We start from the raw sequence: 19,555 nt of genomic DNA on the forward strand, positions 1-19,555 counted from the left end.
ATGCGGAATAAAGCGGATTTCAGGCAAATAGGTTTTGCATTTATGCAAAGGTACGAGATGGACTGGGACGACCTGAGAGTATTTCTCGCGGTGGCGCGCTCCGAAAGCCTGTCGGGCGCAGGGCGGGTGCTGAAATGCGATGCGGCTACGGTCGGGCGGCGGATCGCCCGGCTGGAGGAGGGCTTCGGTGCGCAGCTCTTCGTCAAATCGCCGCAGGGCTATCAGCTGACCGAGGCGGGCAGGCGGCTCGCGCCCCATGCGGAGGCGGCCGAGCTCGCGATGACCGGCGCCGAAGAGGAGCTTTCCGGCACGGCCGGCAGCCTGACCGGGCAGCTGCGAATCGGGGCGCCCGATGGCTGCGCGAATTATCTCTTGCCGCAGGTCTGTGCCGCGATCTGCGATGCCAACCCGGGGCTGGAGATCCAGCTCCTGGCGCTGCCGCGGGTGGTGAACCTGTCGAAGCGCGAGGCGGATTTCGCCATCACCGTGTCGCGGCCCACGGGCGGGCGGCTCACGGTGCAGAAGCTGGCCGATTACCAGCTGCACCTGGCCGCGGACCGGGCCTATCTGGCGCAGTTCCCGCCGATCCTCGGGCGCGGCGATCTGCGCGGGCACCGCATGGTCGGCTATATCCCCGATATGATTTTTGACAAGGAATTGGACTATTTACAGGAAACCGGGGCGCAGACGGTGGGGCTCGCGTCGAATTCGGTGGCGGTGCAGATGCAGATGGTACGGGCGGGGGCGGGGCTCGGCATCGTGCATGATTTCGCCATTCCGTTTTGCCCCGAGGTGAGCCGGGTTCTGCCGGAGCTGATCGCTCTGAAGCGCACCTTCTGGCTGGTGCGCCATGCCGACGATCGCCGCTCGGAGCGGCTGAGCCGCCTGGCCGAGGCGCTGGCGCAGGGCATTCGGGCCGAGGTTTCCCGCCTGGAGGCACTTGCTGCGAAACAATGATGTTCGACCAACCGCCGACTTGACAGAAAGTTTCGTGACTGTGACGCTAAGGTCATCAGCGATGCAAGGGGAGGTTGCAATGCAGGTTCTTCAGATCCTCAAGGAGAAGGCAGATGACGGTGTCGTGACGGTGATGCCCGGCTCGACGGTGGAGCAGGCGATGAAGCTGCTGGCCAGCCGCCGGATCGGTGCGGTGGTGGTCTCGCCCGATGGCAAGGCTGTCGCCGGGATCGTGTCGGAGCGCGACATCGTGCGCGAGCTGGCGCGGCGCGGGATGGAGTGCCTCGCGCTTTCGGTCGATGAAATCATGACCCGCCGGATCATCGGCTGCACCCGCACCGATACGATCAAGGACGTGCTGGAGCGCATGACCGAAGGCCGCTTCCGGCACATGCCGGTGATGGAGGGCACCGAAATGGTCGGTCTGATTTCGATCGGCGATGCGGTGAAGGCACGGCTCGCCGCGCTGAAGATGGAGAAGGACGCGCTCACCGGGATGATCATGGGCAACTGATCCCGGCCGCGGGTTCGGCGGATCAGGTCGGCGCTTGCAAATCGCCGCGCAATATTGTTGCGTTCCTTCATCATGTCGCCCGGCATCTGAGGAGGATCACCCATGCGCGTCGGCCTGTATCCGGGAACTTTCGACCCGGTGACCCTGGGGCATCTGGACATCATCGAGCGCGCCGCGGCGCTGGTAGACCGGCTGGTGATTGGCGTCGCGATCAACCGCGACAAGGGGCCGCTGTTCACGCTGGAAGAACGGGTCGAGATGCTCGAGGCCGAATGCGCCACCCTGACCGACAAGCACGGCTGCGAGATCGTCGTTCATCCGTTCGAGAACCTGCTGATCCATTGCGCGCGCGATGTGGGGGCGAGTGTGATCGTGCGTGGCCTGCGGGCGGTGGCGGATTTTGAATATGAATTCCAGATGGTTGGCATGAACCGCGCGCTGGATGCCAGCGTCGAGACGGTGTTCCTGATGGCCGATGCGCGGCGCCAGGCGATCGCATCGAAGCTGGTGAAGGAGATCGCCCGGCTCGATGGCGATGTCTCGCGCTTCGTGACGCCCGCGGTGGAAGCGCGCCTCCTGCAGAAGCTGCGCCGGTAACGAAGGGGGCCGCCAGGCCCCCTCCGTCAGGCGGTTCAGATCAGCTTGCCCATCGCAACCGCCGTATCGGACATGCGGTTGGAGAAGCCCCATTCATTGTCGTACCAGGTGAGGATGCGCACCATGGTGCCGTCCATGACCTTGGTCTGGTCCATATGGAACACCGAGGAATGGCTGTCGTGGTTGAAGTCCATCGAGACGTTCTTGTAGAGCGTATAGCCGAGGATCCCTTTCATCGGGCCATCGGCGGCCGCCTTGATCGCGGCATTGACTTCTTCGACGGTGGTCGTGCGCTTGGCTTCGAATACCAGATCGACGACCGAGACATTCGGCGTCGGCACGCGGATCGCCACCCCGTCGAGCTTGCCCTTCAGCTCCGGCAGCACCAGGCCGACCGCTTTCGCCGCGCCGGTGGAGGTCGGGATCATGCTCAGCGCCGCGGCACGGGCGCGGTAGAGGTCCTTGTGCAGCGTGTCCAGCGTCGGCTGATCGCCGGTGTAGCTGTGGATCGTGGTCATGAAGCCCTTCTCGATCCCGATCGCGTCGTTCAGGGCCTTGGCCACCGGGCTCAGGCAGTTGGTGGTGCACGAAGCGTTCGAGACGACGATATCGTCCTTGGTCAGGGTCTTGTCATTCACGCCGAACACGATGGTCTTGTCGGCGCCGTCGCCCGGCGCCGAAATCAGCACCCGCTTCGAGCCGTTTTCCAGATGCGGCAGGCATTTCTCCTTCGAGGTAAAAATGCCGGTGCATTCCATCACCACATCGACGCCGGACCAGGGCAGCTCGGCCGGGTTGCGCAGGGCGGTCACCTTGATCGGGCCGCGGCTGGCGTCGATCCAGTCTTCTCCGGTCGTCACTTCGGCCGGGAAACGGCCGTGGACCGAATCAAAGCGCAGCAGATGCGCGTTGGTCTCGACTGGGCCGAGATCGTTGATCGCCACCACTTCAATATCGGTTCGCCCCGATTCGATGATCGCGCGCAGCACATTGCGCCCGATCCGACCGAAACCATTGATTGCCACCTTGACCGTCATGAGAAACTCCTTTGGTCCTGTCCTGACGTTTAGCGCTAACATCCAGAGCGCGCGCGAAAGGTCAACCAAAGAGTGCCGCAATCAGCGCCAGAAGGCTACCGCGGCGATCAGATCAAGCAGCCGGATCGACAGAAAAATTGTCGCAGCCCAGTCGTTGACCAGACCGTCGACACAAAGCAGGAGCAGGAGCAGAAGGGCGAGCCCGAAGGCGATGCGGTTGCTCATGCCACCGCTCGCCTCCGGGCGCAGGCCTCAGTGCAGCAGGCGGCCAATCGCGCCCGCGACATCCGCCATCCGGCAGGAGAAGCCCCATTCATTGTCATACCAGGCCAGGACGCGGACCAGGCGGCCGCCGGTGACCTTGGTCTGCTCCGGGGCGAAGATCGACGACTGGGTGGTGTGGTTGAAGTCGATCGAGACCTTCGGCTCCGGATCGTAGCCCAGAACGGCGCCCATGTGGCCCGCGGCCGCTTCGCGCATGATCTCGTTGATCTCGTCCTTCGTCACCGATTTCGCGGCATAGAAGGTCAGGTCGACGGCGGAGACATTGGGCGTGGGCACGCGCAGCGAGGTTCCGTCGAGGCGGCCAGCCAGCTCGGGGAGCACTTCGCCGATGGCCTTGGCCGCGCCGGTCGAGGTCGGGATCATCGCCATGGCGGCGGCGCGGGCGCGGTACAGATCCTTGTGGCGGCGGTCCAGCGTCGGCTGGTCGCCGGTGTAGCTGTGGATCGTGGTCATGATGCCGGATTCGATGCCCACCGCATCGTTCAGCACCTTGGCCAGCGGCGCGAGGCAGTTCGTCGTGCAGGAGCCGTTCGACACGACCAGATGCTCGGCGCGCAGTTCGCGGTGGTTCACGCCGTAGACGATGGTCTTATCGGCATTGGTGGCGGGCGCCGAGACCAGAACCCGCTTCGCGCCGCGGCCGAGGTGTACGGCGGCCTTGTCGCGTGCGTTGAACTTGCCGGTGCATTCCATCACCACGTCGACGCCTTCCCAGTCCAGTTCGTCCGGGTTGTAGGTCGACATGACTTCGATCGGGCCGCGGCCGAGGTCGAGCGTCTTGCCCTCGACTTTCACCGGGCCGCCGAAACGGCCGTGCACCGAGTCGTATTTCAGAAGATGGGCGTTGGTTTCGATCGGGCCGGTCGCGTTGATCTTGACGACCTGAACGTCGTTCCGCGCGGCTTCGGCGATATGGGCCAGCGTGCAGCGGCCGATGCGTCCAAAGCCGTTGATGCCGATGGTGACGGTCATGAGCGCTCTCCTGTCAGGCGGTGGGGCACCGCAGCATATGCGTCGCGTGGGTCTATGGCGCGAATAGCATGGCTGGCCTTTCAGGAAAATGCATAATATCAATATGATAGCGGAAACATGGCCTGATTGCGGTAACAGCGCTGGCGATTGTGCACCGTTGTCTACCGAAATGGCAGGGCGGTGCCGGACTGGTCACTCCTCATCGGTGGCGATGAAGGTGAGTTCGCCGGCGCTTTCCAAGGTGCGAATCGCATTCACAATTTCCGACTTGGCCGCCTCGGCGTCCTTGTCCTTGACTTTGCCGCGTTGTTCGATCTCTTCGCGCAGGCTCGCGGCCAGGCGCTGCGAGATGTTGGCGAGAATGAACTCGCCCACCTGCAGGTCGGGGGCGTCGGGCTGAAGGGCAGAGCCGAGCGCGGTGATGAGCACCGTCTGATCCACGCCGCGCAGGACTTTCGGGATGTCGCGCGCTTCGATTCGCGCCGGGATCAGGGCGAAGGTGAAGATCGCCTTCTTCACCTGATCGGCGAAGACCTGATCTTCCTCCTCCAGCCCCTCCAGGACGGAATCGCGCACGGAGGAATTGGACTGGTTCAGGATGGCGCCGACGCGCTCCACCGGCCCGGTATCGAAGGCCTTGTCGGGCAGGGCGTCGAGCTGCTGCGCCAGCACCATGCCGATGCGCTGCACGGTCTCGGGGGCGACATTGCCGGTGAGAGAGACCGCATAGGCGATGCGCCGGGCCTTGTCTCCGGGCAGCTGCCCCAGCACGTCGGCGGCCTTTGCGACGGAGAGCTTCGAGAGCACCACGGCGCCCACCTCCGGGCTCTCCTCCAGCAGCACCGGGGTCAGGATCTCCGCGGAAAGGCCGGAGATCCGGCTCCAGGGGTCGGAGCTGCCGCTCGCGACGATCATCCGGCGCAGGCGGCTCGTTGCGCTCGAGGACAGCTGGCCATCGAGCATGTCCAGCGCTTCGGGCAGGCCCTTCGGAAAGGTCAGCCCGACCGATTCCAGCTCGCGGCAGAATTCATTCACGATCTCCATCAGCGTGTCCCGGTCCACCGGACGCATCTGCGCGATCTGTCCGGTCAGCAGGGTCTGCTGATCGTCGCTCAGATCGGTCAGCGGAATGTTCATACCCTCGGTACTCAGAAGGCGGACGATTACCGCCGCCTTCTGCCGGGCCGACAACAAGGGACGGACGGAGCCACGCTCCGTCACCATTTCGCCGTTCATCTGCGCGATGACTTGCACCGGGGCCTCCAGCTGACTCGTATTCCGCTGCAGGCTGTCATCGTGGCGTTAAGGGCGGGTTAGCGCCGGGCCATCAACTGCTGGTGGCCACACATTTTTGCGCATGCCCATCCCAGCTTTGCCCCATCGGGCAGGACATGGCGGTCTTTTCCTTGAAAGGGCATTCGGCCGAAGCCAGCGCCGGCAGGAGCGTGAGTGCCAGCGCCGCGAGGATCGTGGTCTTCATCGTCATCTCCTTTGCTGAAAGCAAAATCAGACCACGAATCGCCCCGATCCACGCATCACGGTTCCGTTACGCGCCGAAGACGCGGCGGAAGATCGTGTCGACATGCTTGGTATGGTAGCCAAGATCGAACTTTTCCTCGATCTCGGCCGGGCTCAGCGCGGCAGTGACTTCCGGATCGGCCAGCAGCTCGGTCTTGAAATCGGCGCCCTTCTCCCAGACCTTCATCGCGTTGCGCTGCACCAGCCGGTAGGAATCCTCGCGCGACACACCTGCCTGCGTCAGCGCCAGAAGCACCCGCTGGCTCATCACCAGGCCTTTGAACTTGTTCATGTTCTTCAGCATGTTCTCAGGGTAGATCACCAGCTTCTCGATCACGCCGGCCAGCCGGTTGAGCGCGAAATCGAGCGTGATCGTGGTATCCGGCCCGATGCCACGCTCCACCGAGGAATGCGAGATATCGCGCTCGTGCCACAGCGCCACATTCTCCATCGCCGGCACCACCGCCATCCGCACCAGCCGCGCGAGGCCCGTGAGGTTTTCGGTCAGGACCGGGTTCCTCTTATGCGGCATCGCCGAGGAGCCCTTCTGGCCGGGGCTGAAGAATTCCTCCGCCTCCAGCACCTCGGTGCGCTGCATGTGGCGGATCTCGATCGCGATGTTTTCCATCGACGAGGCGATCACGCCCAGCGTGGCAAAGAACATCGCATGGCGGTCGCGCGGGATCACCTGGGTGCTGATCGGCTCGGGGATCAGGCCCATCTTGGCGCAGACATGCTCCTCCACCGCCGGGTCGATATTGGCGAAGGTGCCCACCGCGCCCGAAATCGCCCCCGTCGCCACTTCGGCGCGCGCGGCCTGCAGGCGGTGCTTGTTGCGGTCCATCTCGGCATAGAAGCGCGCGAAGGTCAGGCCCATGGTGGTGGGTTCGGCGTGGATGCCGTGGCTGCGCCCGATCCGCACCGTGTCCTTGTGCTCATAGGCGCGCTTCTTCAGCGCGGCCAGCACCTTGTCCAGATCCGCGAGCAGGATGTCGGCCGCGCGCGCCAGCTGCACGTTCAGCGTGGTGTCGAGCACGTCCGAGGACGTCATGCCCTGGTGCACGAAGCGCGCCTCGTCCGAGCCGATATGCTCGGCCAGATGGGTCAGGAAGGCGATCACGTCATGCTTCGTCACCGCCTCGATCTCGTCGATCCGCGCGACATCGAATTCCACATCCTTCGCCTTCCACACGGCTTCGGCATTCGCCTTCGGGATCACGCCGAGCGCTGCCTGCGCATCGCAGGCATGGGCTTCGATCTCGTACCAGATCTTGAACTTCGTGGCGGGCTCCCAGATGTCGACCATCTCTTTGCGGGAATAGCGCGGGATCATGGCGGGTCTCTCGGTTGTGAAGGATTTGCGCGGCTTCTAGACTGCCCATGCCCATGGGGCAAGGCGAGTCAGGCCCTGGGGCGGCCAATGGGGGCGGGAATGCGGCTGGAACTGGCGGATTTCGCGGGGCGCTGGCGGATCCGGCGCCGGATCGACGATCATCTGGCGGGGCAGGTGGCCCGGTTCGAGGGCCTGGCCGAAATGCAGCCCGCCGCCACCATGCCCTGGCTCTGGGTCGAGACCGGCGAATTGCGCCTTGGCGACGCGGCCCCGATGAGTGCCGAGCGGCGCTATCTGTGGGCGCAGGAGGGCGGGCGCATCCGCGTGCGCTTCCCCGATGGCCGCGCCTTTCACGATTTCTCCGCCACCAGCCTCGAGGCCGCGCATTGGTGCGAGCCGGACGATTACCGCGTGCGCTATGACTTCGGTGCATGGCCCGCATGGCAGGCGCAGTGGCGGGTCCGCGGCCCGCGCAAGGACTATACCTTGCTTTCGGAATACGAGAGGGTGGCGCCCTGAGTCCTCCCTGAAAATAGTCGAGCCATGAGCCAGATCCGCCAGAAACGCCTCCCCTTCGCCCCCTGGGTCGATCCCCGTACCCGCCGCCTGCCCGGGGTGATCCCGGTCGGGCTCGAGGACTGGCTGGAGGTGGACGATGCTTATGCCGGGCAGATGGCGCTGCGCGACGCGCTGATAGAAACGCATCCGGAGCGGGTGATCGGGCTGGAGGAGGCCGCGCGCCCGGCCGCCGAAGAGCTCTATGATCTGATCCTCGCGCGGCTGCCGGCGCTCGGCTTTACCCTTGGTGCGACGATCCGCCGCCCCGACGGGGTCGAGCTCGCGCCCGACCGCACGCGCCCGCTCCAGACGCTCGGCCGGCTGCTGCAGGAGGATCTGTGCCTGATGCGCGAAGGCGCGGAGGGGCATGTGCTGGTGGGCGCCGCGCTGTGCTTCCCGGCAGGCTGGACATTGAGCGAGAAATTCGGCCGGGCGATGATGGGCATTCACCGGCCGGTGGCCAAATATACCGAAGATGTCGGCGCCCGCGTGCAGCGCCTGATGGACGGGGTGCAGCCGGGCAGGCCGCTGATGCGGGGCACCGCGCACCATTCCAATGCCCCGCTGCACAACCCGCGCACCGAGGCGATGGGCCGCGCGCCCGAGGGCGATCTTCCCTTCATCCGGGTGGAGCGTCAGGTGCTGCTGCGCCTGCCGGAGACCCGGCTCGTGTGTTTCTCGATCCATACCTATGTCGTCGATCCGGCCGATCTCAGCCCGGAGCAGGCCGCCACACTGGCCGAGTTCCCGATCCGGCACGCCGCCTGAGGCTTGCCTCGGGCGAGGAATTTTGCCACTGAGGGCAGCATGAGGACGAAGCACGGGAGGCGCACCGCATGAGCGGGTCGGGCAGGGGCAGCAAGCTGCGCCACATCGCCCCGGTTCTGGTGGGGCTGGGGCTGTTCGGACTCGGGCTCTATGCGCTGCATCACCTGCTGCAGCCGGTCCATCCGGGCGATATCATGCGCCAGATGCGGGCCACGCCCTGGCATGTGCTGATCGTGGCCTTCGGGGCCACCGCGCTCGGCTATACCGCGCTGATCGGCTACGATTTCTGGGCACTGAAATTCCTGGAGAAGAAGCTGCCGCTCCGGGTCGTCGCGCTTGGCGGCTTTCTCGGCTATGCCTTCGGCAACACGATCGGGGTATCGGTGCTCTCGGGCGGCGCGGTGCGCTACCGGATCTATTCGGCCTTCGGGCTCAATGCCTTCGAAGTGGCGGCTCTTGCCTCCTATATTGCAATCGCCATGGGCACCGGGCTCAGCCTGGTCGGGGTGCTGGCGCTCGGGCTGCATCCGGGCGCGCTCACCGGGGTGCTGCCGCTTTCCGAAGGAGTGATCCGGCTTCTGGCGGTGCTGGGCGGCGGGGGCACGCTGCTCCTTCTCTATGGGCTGGCCTTTTCCGGGCGCACGTTGAAGATCCGCCGGTTCGAGCTGTGCATGCCCAGCCCGAAGATCCTGAGCGGGCAGATGGTGGTGGCGCTGTTCGATTCCACCATGGCCGCGCTGACGCTCTATGTGCTGATGCCCGCGGGCACGCCCGATTTCATCACCTTCCTCGCCATCTATGCCGCGGCGACGATGGTCGGCGTGATGAGCCACGTCCCGGGCGGCGTCGGCGTGTTCGAGACGGTGGTGATGGCCGCGATGCCGCCGGGCACTTCGGCCGGCGAAGTGGCGGCGGCGCTGCTGATGTTCCGCATGATCTATTACCTGCTGCCCTTCGCCATCGCCTTCCTGGTGGTGTCGCTCAACGAGGCGCGGCTGGCGGGCGGCTGGGCGGTGCGGGTCTTCGGCGAGATTTCGGAGCCGATGCGCCCGGCCTACAGCGCCATGGCCGGGATCGTGCCCTGGCTCGCCGGGGCCTGGGCCTTCGGGCTCGGCGCCTATCTGCTGGCGGTGTCGCTGATGCCCTCGGTGCGGGCAAGCGCGGTCGATGACAACGACCTCATCGGCGCGCTGGTGCTCGAGGGCGGCACGCTCACCTCGGCGCTGGCGGGGATCGGGCTGCTGATCCTGTCGCAGGGGCTGATCCGGCGGGTGTCGGGCGCGTTCTGGCTCTCGCTGGTGGCCATCGCGGGCGGCGCGCTCGCGGCAATCCTGAACAACCTCGATCTCTCCAGCGCGGTGCTGCTCGCGGTGGGCGGGCTCGGGCTCGTCCCGTTCCGGCGCGAATTCTATCGCCAGACGGCAATCACCCAAGGCGTGTTCGGCCCGGCCTGGATCGGCATGGTGCTCGCGGTCACCGCGGCTGCGGCCTCGTTCTATTTCTTCGTCCATGCGGTGCCGGGCCATGGCCTGAACTGGACGGATTTCGCGCTCTCGGCCAATGCGCCGCGGGCCCTGCGCGCCGGGCTCGCCGCTTCTGCGGTACTCCTGCTGTTCACGGTGTTCCTGGCGTTGCAGCCGGTGCGGCATCGCGCCGCGCTTGCGGGCGCGGAGGATCCGCTGGTGCGCGCCGAGCCGATCATCGCCCGGCAGGAGGATCCGCAGGCCTGCCTCGCCCTGACCGGAGACAAGGAGCTGCGCTTCTCCGAGGATGGGCGCGCCTTCATCATGTTCCGCCGCCGCCGCACGCATTGGGTGGCACTCGGCGATCCGGTCGGTGCGCCCGAGGCGGTCGAAGGGCTGGGCTGGTCCTTCGTCGAGGCCGCGCAGAAAGCGCATTGCCGGCCGGTTTTCTACGATATCTCGGAGCGTTACCTGCCGCTTCTGGAGCAGATGGGCCTTGCGCGGCATCTGCTGGGCGAGGAGGCGGTGGTGCGCCTGCAAGGCGCCACGCCCGCGGCCTCCGGCGAGGCGGTGGCGCTGCATCTGCCGCCGCATGATCCGGCGCTCATCGCCGATCTGCGCCGCGTCTCGGAGGCCTGGCTCGCAAGCCCGCTCGGGCGCGACAAGGCCTTCTCCGCAGGCCGGTTCGATCCGGAATACCTGGACCGCTGGCCGATCGCGGTTCTGCGCCGCGAGGGCCGGGCGGTCGCTTTCGCGACGCTGCTCCGGCCGGGAACGGGGCGCCATGTGGCGATGGATCTCATGCGCTATCTGCCCGAATCGGGCGGGACGGAGCTGATCGAGAGCTTCCTGCGCGCCCTGATCGCGCGGCTGCAGGCCGATGGCGCCGAGGAACTGAGCCTCGGCATCACCCCGCTTGCGGGCCTCGGTGCGCGGCGCACCGCGCGCCTCTGGAGCCGCTTTGGCAGCATCATGTTCCGCCATGGTGGCGCCTTCGCCACCTTCGAAGACCTGCGCGCTTTCCGCGCCCGGTTCGGCCCGGAATGGCGGCCGCGCTATCTGGCGATTCCGGTGGGTGTGTCCCCGCTGATGGCACTGGCCGATGTGGCCTGGCTGATATCCGACGGGCGCGCGCGCTAGGCGTCGAACCCCTGCCGCAGGCGTCCGCGCAGGTCGCGCACATCGCGCCCGATCATGCCCGGGATCAGCAGCGCGTCGATCACCCACCAGAGCGCCACCAGCGCAAGCGGCAGATAGCCCACCAGGATGAACGCCAGCGCCGAGCCGATGCCGAACAGCGCCAGCATGACCAGCCCCGAGAACCAGCGCCCGAGATAGAACCTGTGCGCGCCGAAGAAGCCCAGGAAGAACCACAGCAGATAGGCGACCAGCGCCGAGCGCCGCTCGTTGGAAATGCGTTGTTCGATATACAGGTCGCGGGTGGCGCGGTCGTTCATGTTAACCTCCGAAACATTGCGCTGATATGGGGTCGGCGGAGGCGATGTCAATCCGCCGGGGGCAGAGCGCGCGGCGGATATGCAAACGCCGGCCCCGAAGGACCGGCGCGATGCCTTCTCGGGCGGGATCAGCCTGCGACGGAGGCCGCGTGGATCGAGGTGATCGCCGCGCCGAGCGCCGCGTCGAACTCCGCATCCGATTGCTGGGCGCTCAGGCCCTCGGTCAGCGCGCGCGAGAATGAGGCGATCATGCCGGTGTTCTTCGCCAGGATCGCGTTCGCATCGTCGCGCGAATAGCCGCCCGACAGCGCCACGACCTTGATCACCTTCGGATGGTCGACCAGCGGCTTGTAGAAATTCGGAACCGTCGGCAGCGAGAGCTTCAGCATCACCGGCGCCGAGACCTTGTCCAGCGCGGCGAGGATCTCGTCCCGCAAGATCGCCTCGGCCTCGGCCTTGTCGGCGATCGAGATCGTGACTTCCGGTTCGATGATCGGCACCAGCCCATGCGACAGCACCGCTTCGCCCAGCTCGAACTGCTGCGCGACCACGGCCTTGATCCCGGCCGGATTCGCCGCCGAGATCACCGAGCGCTCCTTGGTGCCGAAGATGCCGGCCTTGACCGCGCGCGAGAGCAGGTCATCGAGCCCCGGGATCGGCTTCATCAGCTGGCAGCCGTCGGCCTCGGCCTCGAGCCCCTTGTCGATCTTCAGGAACGGCACCACGCCGCGCTTGTCCCACAGGTAGGTGGCGGTCGGGATCCCGTCGATCTCGCGGTCCATCGTCTGCTCGAACAGGATCGCGCCGATCACCTTCTCGCCGGTAAAGGCGGGCGACTTGATGATGCGGGCGCGCATCTTGTGGATCAGGTCGTACATTTCGGTTTCGCCCGAATATTCGGTCTCGGCCACGCCATAGAGCTTCAGCGCCTTGGGCGTGGAGCCGCCGGACTGGTCGAGCGCGGCGATGAAGCCGTTCCCCTTCTTCATCTGTTCGGATTGTGCGGCGTTGGTCATGCTCTATTCCCCCGGGAATGTTGGCCAATTGCGGGCGCAGGCGCCCCTGTCTTCGGATAACCCCCTGACCGTGCTGGCGCAATTCTGAGAACGCTAACGGCAGGAGAAAGGCGGCCCGCAGGCCGCCCGCTCATTTGTTCAGTGCCGCGACACCGGGCAGTTCCTTGCCTTCCATCCATTCGAGGAAGGCGCCGCCCGCGGTGGAGATATAGCTGAACGCCTCGGCGACGCCCGCCTTGTTCAGCGCCGCCACAGTATCGCCGCCGCCTGCGACCGAGATCAGCCCACCGGCTTCGGTCAGCTCCGCGGCCTTCTTTGCGGCGGCATTGGTCGCGGCATCGAAGGGCGCAATCTCGAAGGCGCCGAGCGGGCCGTTCCAGATCAGGGTTTTCGAATTCTCGAAAACAGCGGAGATTTCGGCCACGGTCTCGGGGCCTGCGTCGAGGATCATCGCATCGGCCGGGCAGGCATCCGCCGCCACCGTCTCGTTCTCGGCACCCGCCTTGAACTCGCGCGCGACGACCACATCGACCGGCAGGATGATCCGGCAGTTCGCCGCCGCGGCCTTGTTCAGGATCTCCTTTGCGGTCTCGGCCATGTCTCGCTCGGCCAGAGATTTGCCGACCTCGATGCCCTTGGCGACGAGGAAGGTATTGGCCATGCCGCCACCGATCACCAGGTTGTCGACCTTCGACACCAGGTTCCCGAGCAGGTCGAGCTTGGTCGAGACCTTGGCCCCGCCCACGACCGCCGTGACCGGCCGCTGCGGCGTGCCGAGGGCGGCCTCGAGCGCTTTCAGCTCCGCCTCCATCAGCCGCCCGGCGCAGGAGGGCAGGATATGGGCGATGCCCTCGGTCGAGCTGTGCGCCCGGTGCGCGGCCGAAAACGCGTCGTTCACATAGATCTCGCCGAGTGCCGCCATGCCGGCGGCGAGCTCGGGGTCGTTCTTTTCCTCACCGGCGTGGAAGCGGGTGTTTTCCAGCAGGACCACATCGCCCGGCTGCATCGCGGCCACCGCCTTTTTCGCGGGCCCGCCGATGCAATCCTCGGCAAAGGTCACCTTGCGCCCGAGCGCCGCTTCCAGCGCGGGCACCAACGGCTTGAGGCTCATTTCCGGCACGACCTTGCCTTTTGGGCGCCCGAAATGCGCCAGCAGCACCGGCTTGCCGCCTTTTTCCAGGATGTCGCTGATGGTCGGAACGATCTTCTCGATGCGGGTCGCGTCGGTCACCACGCCGTTTTCCACCGGCACGTTGATATCCACGCGCACGAGCACCACCTTGCCCGAAAGATCCATGTCGTCGAGCGTTTTCCAGGCCATGCGGTTCTCCCGATTCTGAATTTGGTCCGAAGGCCGGACCCTTGGGTTCACGCAAACTTGCCCCGCTGTGTGATGAACGTCAACGGCAGGCGCCGCTTTCACCTTCCAAATCGGAGGCAGCTTGCCTAAAGTCCCGGCCGATCAGTGAGGAGACCAGAAATGGCCGACATCAAAGACCCGGAAAACACCATCATCATCGAACTGAAGGACGGCCCCGTCGTCATCGAGCTTCTGCCCGATGTCGCGCCCAAGCATGCCGAGCGGATGAAGCAGCTCGCGCGCGACGGCGCCTATGACAACGTGGCCTTCCACCGCGTGATCGAAGGTTTCATGGCGCAGACCGGCGACGTGGAACATGCGAACATGGAAAAAGACTATAACCCGCGCCGCGCGGGCACGGGCGGTTCGCAATATGACGACCTTCCGGCCGAATTCTCCAAGCTGCCGCACGATCGCGGCACGCTGGGCGCGGCCCGCTCGATGAACCCGAACTCGGCCAACAGCCAGTTCTTCATCAACTTCAGCAACAACCACTTCCTGAACGGCCAATACACCGTCTATGGCCGGGTGATCTCGGGGATGGAATTCGTCGACAAGATCGCCCGCGGCGAGCCGCCGGCGAGCCCCGACCGGATGATCTCGGTCAAGGTGGCGGCCGATGCGTAAGTTCCTGCTCGCGACGGCCCTGTGCGCCTTCGCGGCGGGCGGCGCCCAGGCGGAGGAGGCCGACGGGCCGGGCCCGAATCTGGTGCTCGAAATCGGCGGTGCCGGTTTCGAGGGCAAGCCGGGCAAGGTGGTGATCGACCTCTACGAGGACGCGGCACCGCAGCATGTGAAGCGCATCGTGCAGCTGGCGAACGAGCACGCCTATGACGATGTGATCTTCCACCGGGTGATTGCGGGCTTCATGGCGCAGACGGGCGACGTGCAGTTCGGCAAGCGAGACGGCGCGGACGCCTCGATGGCGGGCATGGGCGGCTCCAAATACCAGGATCTGCCTGCGGAATTTTCCGACAAGCCCTTCGTGCGCGGCACGGTGGGCATGGCCCGCTCCTCGGATCCGAACTCGGCCAACAGCCAGTTCTTCATCATGTTCGCCTCGGCGCCGCATCTGGATGGCCAGTACACGGTCGTCGGCAAGGTGATCGAGGGCATGGATGTGGTGGACAAGATCCGCAAGGGCAACCCGGGCGCGAATGGCCTGGTCTCCGACCCGGATTTCATCCAGTCGGCCACGATCGACTGACAGGCGGCGCCTTCGGGCGCCGTTTTCCTTCTGCCCCTTCCGATGTCACGGCCCTGTCACCTCCGGTGATTAACGGACCGTAAACACTCAAGGGGGTCCTCCATGTTTCGCCGCATTCTCCTCGCCTCGGTCGCGCTCGCGCCGCTGAGCGCGCCCGCCTTTGCCGCCTGTTCGGATGCGAAGCCTGCGGACGGCACTGTCGTCATCTGCACCGGCACCGACACCAAGGGTGTCAAGAACAAGGATGCGAATGGCGTCAGCGTCACCATTGCGGCGGGGGCTTCGGTCAGCAACGCCGCCAAGACCGATAACCATGTGATCCACCTGAACGACGATGCCATCATTTCCGTCCAGGGCACGCTCACGAGCACCAGCGTCAAGGATGCGATCAATCTGGTGGACAATGCCCGCGTGACCATCGACGGCACCGTCAGCGCCCCCGACCCCGACAGCGACGGCGTGCAGGCCGAGAACGGCCTCTCGCTGACCATCCTGGAAGGAGGCACGATCTCCGCGGGCAAGAAGGGCGTGAACGGCGGCGATGGCAATGGCAGCACCGTCACCAACCACGGCACGATCATCGCGGGCACCGAGGGGATCGAGCTTGGTGACGACGGCAGCATTCTCAACACCGGCACCATTACCGCGAAGGATGACGCAATCAATGCGGGCGAGAATGCCACCATCGTCAACACCGGCACCATCCACTCGGTGCAGGACGATCTGGGCATTGATTTCGTGCAGGATGGCATCGACATCGACAGCGGCCGGGTGGTCAATTCCGGGCTGATCCAGTCGGATGACGATGCGGCGATCGACTTCGACGCCACCCGCGCGCCCGAGCTGGCCTCCGTCATCACCAACTCGGGTCGGATCCTGGGGGCGGCGGGCATCATCGTCGAAACCGGCCACAACGATGACGGCAGCCTCAATGGCGAGGCGGCCAATACTGCGGCCCAGCGGGTGTATAACCTCGCGGGCGGGCGGATCGAGGCCACATCCGGCCCGGCGCTGAAGCTCGGCGCGGGCGATGACGGGTATTTCGGCGCCGCCGGATCGGTGCTGGTCGGGGCGGCGGATCTCGGCCAGGGCGACGATCTGTTTGCGCTGGAGGCCGGGGCCATGGTCAGCGGCGATGTGCGGATGGGCGAGGGCGCGGATGTGCTGTCCTTCTCCGGCCTGTTCGGGGGCGCGGGGCTCGGGCTCTTCGATGGCGGCCTCGGCACCGATGTGGTGAGCTTCGCGGGGTACCTGCGCAGCGATATCAGCAGCCTGTCCTGGAGCGACGATATCCTCGGCCTCACCTTCGCCGACGGCTTCGCGCTCAGCCTGACCAGCTTCGAGACGGTCACGCTCGGCACCCGCAGCTACACGCTTTCTGAGCTGATGCCGGCGGTGCCGCTGCCCGCGCCGCTCCTGATGCTGGGCTCGGCGCTCGGCGGGCTGGCGCTGCTGCGCCGCCGCCGCTGAACGCGAAAGGCGCGCCGCGGGGCGCGCCTTTTCTTATCCGATGCTCACCAGCGCGTGGCGCTTCTTGCCCGCGCTGAGCTTCACCGGATCAGCGAGGTCGCCCGCGCCGAACATCCGCCCGGCATCGAGACAGATCTCGTCATTGACCTTCAGCCCGCCCTCGGCGATCAGCCGCTTGCCGTCCTTGCCGGTCTTGGCGAGGCCCGAGCGCACCACCAGCTGCGCGAGGCTGATGCCCTCCGACACTTCCTCCGCCGCCAGCTGCAGCCGCGGCAGATCCTCGCCCACGCCGCCACGCTCGAACACTTCGCGCGCGGTCGCCTCGGCGGCAATCGCCGCCTCCGCACCATGGAGGAGCGTCGTCACCTCATTGGCGAGCACGATCTTCGCCTGGTTGATCTCGGATCCGCCAAGCGCCGCCAGCCGGTCGCATTCCGCCACCGGCAGATCGGTATAGAGCTTCAGGAACCGGCCCACATCCGCATCCGTGGTATTGCGCCAGAACTGCCAGAATTCGTAGGGGCTGAGCATCTGGTCGTTGAGCCAGACCGCGCCGCCCGCCGATTTGCCCATCTTGCGCCCGTCCGAGGTGGTCAGCAGCGGCGTCGTCAGCCCGTAGATCTCCTGGTCCAGCACCCGGCGGGTCAGATCGACGCCGTTGATGATATTGCCCCATTGATCGGAGCCGCCCATCTGCAGCGCGCAGCCGTAACGCCGGTTCAGCTCCAGGAAATCATAGGCCTGCAGGATCATGTAGTTGAACTCCAGGAAGCTCAGCGATTGCTCCCGGTCCAGCCGCGATTTCACGGATTCGAACGACAGCATCCGGTTCACGGAGAAATGCCGCCCGATGTCGCGCAGGAATTCGAGGTAGTTCAGATTGTCCAGCCATTCGGCATTGTTGAGCATCCGCGCGCCATTGCCGGCCTCGCTGTAATCGAGGTAGCGCGCGAAGACCTTGCCCATGCCGACGATGTTCTCGTCGATCTTCTCGGGCGTGAGCAGCGGCCGCTCTTCGGAGCGGAACGAGGGATCGCCCACCTTGGTGGTGCCCCCGCCCATCAGCGTGATCGGCTTGTTGCCCGTTTTCTGGAACCAGCGCAGCAGCATGATATTGAGCAGATGCCCCACATGCAGCGAAGCCGCCGTGGCATCATAGCCGATATACGCGGTGACCATCCCCTGTTTCAGTGCCGCGTCCAGCTCCTGCAGATCGGTGCAATCCGCCAGGAAGCCGCGCTCGATGATGATCGACAGGAAGTCGGATTTGGGATGGAAGGTCATCGTGCTTGTTCCTTGTTTGGTGTCCCGCATATACCGGGCGGGCAGCGAAAGGGGAAGTCATGACCGAACTGATCCGGGCGGTGGGCGCCATGTCGGGCACCTCGCTCGATGGGGTGGATGCGGCCGAAGTGCTCACCGACGGGGTGCGGATCGCCGGATTCGGCGCCTCCGCCTATCGCGCCTATGAGGCCGGGGAGCGTGCCGTGCTGCGCTCTGCGCTCGGGCGCTGGCCGGGCGCGGCCGAAGTGGAACCCGCGGCCGAAGTGGTGGAGACGGCCCATGCCGCGCTGCTGTCGGGCTTCCCGCAGGCGGAGCTGATCGGCTTTCACGGCCAGACCCTCGCCCATGATCCGCGCGGGCGCGGCACCCATCAGGCGGGTTCGGGCGATGTGCTGGCCGAGGTGCTGGGGGTGCCGGTGGTGTGGGATTTCCGCTCGGCCGATGTGGATATGGGCGGCGAGGGGGCGCCGCTGGCGCCCTTCTTCCATTTCGCCTGCGCGCAATGGGCGGGGTTGCGGGCGCCGGTCGCGTTCCTCAACCTCGGCGGGGTCGGCAACCTCACCTGGGTCGATCCGCGCCGCCCGGGGCCCGAGGCCGAGGGCGCGGTGCTTGCCTTCGATACCGGGCCCGCCAATGCGCCGATGAACGACCTGATCCGCGCGCGGATGGGCCGGGAGGTGGATGAGGGCGGCGCGCTCGCGCTGGCGGGGCAGGTGGACGAAGCGGCCGTCGCGCAGTTCCTCGCGCATCCGTTCTTCCGCCGGATGCCGCCGAAATCACTGGACCGCAATGATTTTCACGAAATTCTGAAATTTACGGAATGTCTTGAGACTTCCGATGCGCTGGCCACGCTCGCAGCCTGTGCGACGGCCGCTGTCGCGCAGGGCTTCGCCTTCTTCTCCGAGCCGCCCACGGCGCTCTATGTGACCGGGGGCGGGCGGCTCAACGCGGCGCTGATGGCGGGGCTGGCGCGGCGGACGAATATTCCGGTGGCGCCGGTGGAGGATCTGGGCCTCGATGGCGACATGCTGGAGGCGCAGGCCTTCGCCTATCTCGCGGTGCGGGTGGCGCGCGGCCTGCCCACCTCCGGCCCAAGCACCACCGGCGTGCGCGCCCTGATCGGCGGCGGGCGGATCAGCGTCCCGCGATCGTGAACCCGGGCGGGGCGAGGTCGAACCCCTCGAAGCGAAACCCCGGCGAGACCGTGCAGCCGACGAGGCTTCAGGCGCCGGTCGATTGTGCCGCCTGCCAGTGATGCGCGGGCACGATCCCCTGCGGCGCATGGCCCTGCAACATATCGGGCCCGAGAAGGATCTCCTGCACCGGGCCTGCCTCCGCCGCCGCTACCTGCAGCAAAAGCGGTGCGCCCGCATGGAAATGCCAGATTTCCACCGCGTCGATCCGGTGCCAGTGGCTGCGTTCGCCTTCCTGCAGCAGGAACAGGATCGCGGTGCCAGAGGCGCGCCCGGGGCCATCGGCGCTCCATGTCTGCCGGTACCAGCCGCCTTCGGGATGGGGCTTCAGGCCCAGCGAGTCGATGAGGTGGCGGGCGTCGGTCATGGGGGGCTCCGCAAAAGGAAAACCCGCCGGGGCCATCGGCTCCGGCGGGCTGAACCGGCCGGGGCCGGATTACTTCAGGATCGAGCGGCCCGCATATTCCGCGGTCTCGCCCAGCATTTCTTCGATGCGGATCAGCTGGTTGTACTTCGCGAGCCGGTCCGAGCGCGCGAGCGAGCCGGTCTTGATCTGGCCGCAGTTG

The 19,555-nt window shown here is 66.1% G+C and carries 21 protein-coding genes and 1 pseudogene; 10 read left to right on the plus strand and 12 right to left on the minus strand.

Features of this window, described 5'->3' with window-relative positions; all coding sequences use genetic code 11:
• Window positions 1-57 precede the first annotated feature (57 nt).
• From ACOMG5_RS05175 to coaD, 3 genes are all read left to right on the plus strand, one after another.
• Window positions 58-957, plus strand: coding sequence for a LysR family transcriptional regulator (locus ACOMG5_RS05175; RefSeq protein WP_420342721.1), 900 nt, complete (start codon window positions 58-60; stop codon window positions 955-957).
• A gap of 79 nt (window positions 958-1,036) precedes the next feature.
• A complete protein-coding gene (locus tag ACOMG5_RS05180; protein ID WP_420342722.1) occupies window positions 1,037-1,471 on the plus strand; it encodes a CBS domain-containing protein in 435 nt (144 codons plus the stop codon).
• 102 nt (window positions 1,472-1,573) lie between these two features.
• Window positions 1,574-2,068: a pantetheine-phosphate adenylyltransferase gene (gene coaD, locus ACOMG5_RS05185; protein WP_420342723.1), complete on the plus strand. Its 495-nt coding sequence runs from the start codon at window positions 1,574-1,576 to the stop codon at window positions 2,066-2,068.
• 35 nt (window positions 2,069-2,103) lie between these two features.
• On the opposite strand, the gene gap (ACOMG5_RS05190) is transcribed toward coaD, so the two are convergent.
• The 6 genes from gap (ACOMG5_RS05190) to purB form a co-directional block, all read right to left on the minus strand.
• On the minus strand, window positions 2,104-3,105 hold the full coding sequence (gene gap, locus ACOMG5_RS05190; RefSeq protein ID WP_420342724.1) for a type I glyceraldehyde-3-phosphate dehydrogenase: 1,002 nt from the start codon (window positions 3,103-3,105) through the stop codon (window positions 2,104-2,106).
• An 81-nt stretch (window positions 3,106-3,186) separates the two neighbouring features.
• A complete protein-coding gene (locus tag ACOMG5_RS05195; RefSeq protein WP_420342725.1) occupies window positions 3,187-3,330 on the minus strand; it encodes a hypothetical protein in 144 nt (47 codons plus the stop codon).
• Window positions 3,331-3,357: 27 nt separating this feature from the next.
• On the minus strand, window positions 3,358-4,362 hold the full coding sequence (gene gap, locus ACOMG5_RS05200; RefSeq protein WP_420342726.1) for a type I glyceraldehyde-3-phosphate dehydrogenase: 1,005 nt from the start codon (window positions 4,360-4,362) through the stop codon (window positions 3,358-3,360).
• Between the two features lie 192 nt (window positions 4,363-4,554).
• Complete coding sequence (locus ACOMG5_RS05205; protein ID WP_420342727.1) at window positions 4,555-5,616, minus strand: flagellar motor switch protein FliG; 1,062 nt, start codon at window positions 5,614-5,616, stop codon at window positions 4,555-4,557.
• 73 nt (window positions 5,617-5,689) lie between these two features.
• Window positions 5,690-5,842, minus strand: a complete 153-nt coding sequence (locus ACOMG5_RS05210) for a hypothetical protein (RefSeq protein WP_420342728.1) — start codon at window positions 5,840-5,842, stop codon at window positions 5,690-5,692.
• A gap of 66 nt (window positions 5,843-5,908) precedes the next feature.
• Entirely contained in the window at window positions 5,909-7,213 is a 1,305-nt protein-coding gene (purB, locus tag ACOMG5_RS05215; protein WP_420342729.1) for an adenylosuccinate lyase, read from the minus strand.
• A gap of 99 nt (window positions 7,214-7,312) precedes the next feature.
• Here purB and ACOMG5_RS05220 point away from each other — a divergent pair, with 99 nt between their 5' ends.
• The 3 genes from ACOMG5_RS05220 (at window position 7,313) to mprF (ending at window position 11,142) form a co-directional block, all read left to right on the plus strand.
• Window positions 7,313-7,732, plus strand: a complete 420-nt coding sequence (locus ACOMG5_RS05220; protein WP_420342730.1) for a DUF6314 family protein — start codon at window positions 7,313-7,315, stop codon at window positions 7,730-7,732.
• Window positions 7,733-7,756: 24 nt separating this feature from the next.
• On the plus strand, window positions 7,757-8,539 hold the full coding sequence (locus tag ACOMG5_RS05225; RefSeq protein WP_420342731.1) for a heme-dependent oxidative N-demethylase family protein: 783 nt from the start codon (window positions 7,757-7,759) through the stop codon (window positions 8,537-8,539).
• Window positions 8,540-8,607: 68 nt separating this feature from the next.
• A complete protein-coding gene (mprF, locus tag ACOMG5_RS05230; RefSeq protein WP_420342732.1) occupies window positions 8,608-11,142 on the plus strand; it encodes a bifunctional lysylphosphatidylglycerol flippase/synthetase MprF in 2,535 nt (844 codons plus the stop codon).
• Here mprF and ACOMG5_RS05235 read toward each other — a convergent pair.
• The 3 genes from ACOMG5_RS05235 to ACOMG5_RS05245 form a co-directional block, all read right to left on the minus strand.
• On the minus strand, window positions 11,139-11,459 hold the full coding sequence (locus tag ACOMG5_RS05235; protein ID WP_420342733.1) for a TM2 domain-containing protein: 321 nt from the start codon (window positions 11,457-11,459) through the stop codon (window positions 11,139-11,141). The genes mprF and ACOMG5_RS05235 overlap by 4 nt on opposite strands.
• A gap of 128 nt (window positions 11,460-11,587) precedes the next feature.
• A complete protein-coding gene (locus ACOMG5_RS05240) occupies window positions 11,588-12,475 on the minus strand; it encodes a fructose bisphosphate aldolase (protein ID WP_420342734.1) in 888 nt (295 codons plus the stop codon).
• A 130-nt stretch (window positions 12,476-12,605) separates the two neighbouring features.
• Window positions 12,606-13,796, minus strand: coding sequence for a phosphoglycerate kinase (locus tag ACOMG5_RS05245; RefSeq protein WP_420342735.1), 1,191 nt, complete (start codon window positions 13,794-13,796; stop codon window positions 12,606-12,608).
• A gap of 159 nt (window positions 13,797-13,955) precedes the next feature.
• On the opposite strand from ACOMG5_RS05245, the gene ACOMG5_RS05250 reads away from it, so the two are divergent.
• The 3 genes from ACOMG5_RS05250 (at window position 13,956) to ACOMG5_RS05260 (ending at window position 16,512) form a co-directional block, all read left to right on the plus strand.
• Window positions 13,956-14,462 (plus strand): peptidylprolyl isomerase, encoded by a 507-nt coding sequence (locus ACOMG5_RS05250; protein WP_420342736.1) that lies wholly within the window; start codon window positions 13,956-13,958, stop codon window positions 14,460-14,462.
• Window positions 14,455-15,042: a peptidylprolyl isomerase gene (locus ACOMG5_RS05255; RefSeq protein ID WP_420342737.1), complete on the plus strand. Its 588-nt coding sequence runs from the start codon at window positions 14,455-14,457 to the stop codon at window positions 15,040-15,042. The genes ACOMG5_RS05250 and ACOMG5_RS05255 overlap by 8 nt, the downstream gene beginning before the upstream one ends.
• A 102-nt stretch (window positions 15,043-15,144) precedes the next feature.
• The gene (locus tag ACOMG5_RS05260; protein ID WP_420342738.1) at window positions 15,145-16,512 is read left to right on the plus strand and encodes a hypothetical protein; all 1,368 of its coding nucleotides are present in this window, start codon (window positions 15,145-15,147) and stop codon (window positions 16,510-16,512) included.
• 33 nt (window positions 16,513-16,545) lie between these two features.
• Here ACOMG5_RS05260 and tyrS read toward each other — a convergent pair whose 3' ends face one another.
• On the minus strand, window positions 16,546-17,796 hold the full coding sequence (gene tyrS / locus ACOMG5_RS05265) for a tyrosine--tRNA ligase (protein ID WP_420342739.1): 1,251 nt from the start codon (window positions 17,794-17,796) through the stop codon (window positions 16,546-16,548).
• A 59-nt stretch (window positions 17,797-17,855) separates the two neighbouring features.
• Here tyrS and ACOMG5_RS05270 point away from each other — a divergent pair, with 59 nt between their 5' ends.
• Entirely contained in the window at window positions 17,856-18,950 is a 1,095-nt protein-coding gene (locus ACOMG5_RS05270; protein WP_420342740.1) for an anhydro-N-acetylmuramic acid kinase, read from the plus strand.
• Here ACOMG5_RS05270 and ACOMG5_RS05275 read toward each other — a convergent pair.
• Both ACOMG5_RS05275 and ACOMG5_RS05280 read right to left on the minus strand, forming a co-directional pair.
• Window positions 18,931-19,356, minus strand: a pseudogene (locus ACOMG5_RS05275) (cupin domain-containing protein). The gene ACOMG5_RS05270 and the pseudogene ACOMG5_RS05275 overlap by 20 nt on opposite strands.
• A 69-nt stretch (window positions 19,357-19,425) precedes the next feature.
• Window positions 19,426-19,555, minus strand: a 130-nt coding sequence (locus ACOMG5_RS05280; RefSeq protein WP_420342745.1) for a hypothetical protein, incomplete at its 5' end; no start/stop codon positions are given.

The sequence above is a fragment of the Paenirhodobacter sp. genome (assembly GCF_041916475.1).
GTDB lineage: Bacteria > Pseudomonadota > Alphaproteobacteria > Rhodobacterales > Rhodobacteraceae > Rhodobacter.

Excerpts from the sequence above, each read along its gene's own strand:
- ACOMG5_RS05240 (WP_420342734.1), bottom strand. The coding sequence starts at position 12,475 with ATGACCAACGCCGCACAATCCGAACAGATGAAGAAGGGGAACGGCTTC.
- coaD (WP_420342723.1), top strand. The coding sequence starts at position 1,574 with ATGCGCGTCGGCCTGTATCCGGGAACTTTCGACCCGGTGACCCTGGGG.
- gap (WP_420342726.1), bottom strand. The coding sequence starts at position 4,362 with ATGACCGTCACCATCGGCATCAACGGCTTTGGACGCATCGGCCGCTGC.
- tyrS (WP_420342739.1), bottom strand. The coding sequence starts at position 17,796 with ATGACCTTCCATCCCAAATCCGACTTCCTGTCGATCATCATCGAGCGC.
- ACOMG5_RS05180 (WP_420342722.1), top strand. The coding sequence starts at position 1,037 with ATGCAGGTTCTTCAGATCCTCAAGGAGAAGGCAGATGACGGTGTCGTG.
- ACOMG5_RS05225 (WP_420342731.1), top strand. The coding sequence starts at position 7,757 with ATGAGCCAGATCCGCCAGAAACGCCTCCCCTTCGCCCCCTGGGTCGAT.
- ACOMG5_RS05250 (WP_420342736.1), top strand. The coding sequence starts at position 13,956 with ATGGCCGACATCAAAGACCCGGAAAACACCATCATCATCGAACTGAAG.
- ACOMG5_RS05255 (WP_420342737.1), top strand. The coding sequence starts at position 14,455 with ATGCGTAAGTTCCTGCTCGCGACGGCCCTGTGCGCCTTCGCGGCGGGC.
- mprF (WP_420342732.1), top strand. The coding sequence starts at position 8,608 with ATGAGCGGGTCGGGCAGGGGCAGCAAGCTGCGCCACATCGCCCCGGTT.
- ACOMG5_RS05210 (WP_420342728.1), bottom strand. The coding sequence starts at position 5,842 with ATGAAGACCACGATCCTCGCGGCGCTGGCACTCACGCTCCTGCCGGCG.
- ACOMG5_RS05245 (WP_420342735.1), bottom strand. The coding sequence starts at position 13,796 with ATGGCCTGGAAAACGCTCGACGACATGGATCTTTCGGGCAAGGTGGTG.
- ACOMG5_RS05220 (WP_420342730.1), top strand. The coding sequence starts at position 7,313 with ATGCGGCTGGAACTGGCGGATTTCGCGGGGCGCTGGCGGATCCGGCGC.
- ACOMG5_RS05175 (WP_420342721.1), top strand. The coding sequence starts at position 58 with ATGGACTGGGACGACCTGAGAGTATTTCTCGCGGTGGCGCGCTCCGAA.
- gap (WP_420342724.1), bottom strand. The coding sequence starts at position 3,105 with ATGACGGTCAAGGTGGCAATCAATGGTTTCGGTCGGATCGGGCGCAAT.
- ACOMG5_RS05270 (WP_420342740.1), top strand. The coding sequence starts at position 17,856 with ATGACCGAACTGATCCGGGCGGTGGGCGCCATGTCGGGCACCTCGCTC.
- ACOMG5_RS05195 (WP_420342725.1), bottom strand. The coding sequence starts at position 3,330 with ATGAGCAACCGCATCGCCTTCGGGCTCGCCCTTCTGCTCCTGCTCCTG.
- purB (WP_420342729.1), bottom strand. The coding sequence starts at position 7,213 with ATGATCCCGCGCTATTCCCGCAAAGAGATGGTCGACATCTGGGAGCCC.
- ACOMG5_RS05260 (WP_420342738.1), top strand. The coding sequence starts at position 15,145 with ATGTTTCGCCGCATTCTCCTCGCCTCGGTCGCGCTCGCGCCGCTGAGC.
- ACOMG5_RS05235 (WP_420342733.1), bottom strand. The coding sequence starts at position 11,459 with ATGAACGACCGCGCCACCCGCGACCTGTATATCGAACAACGCATTTCC.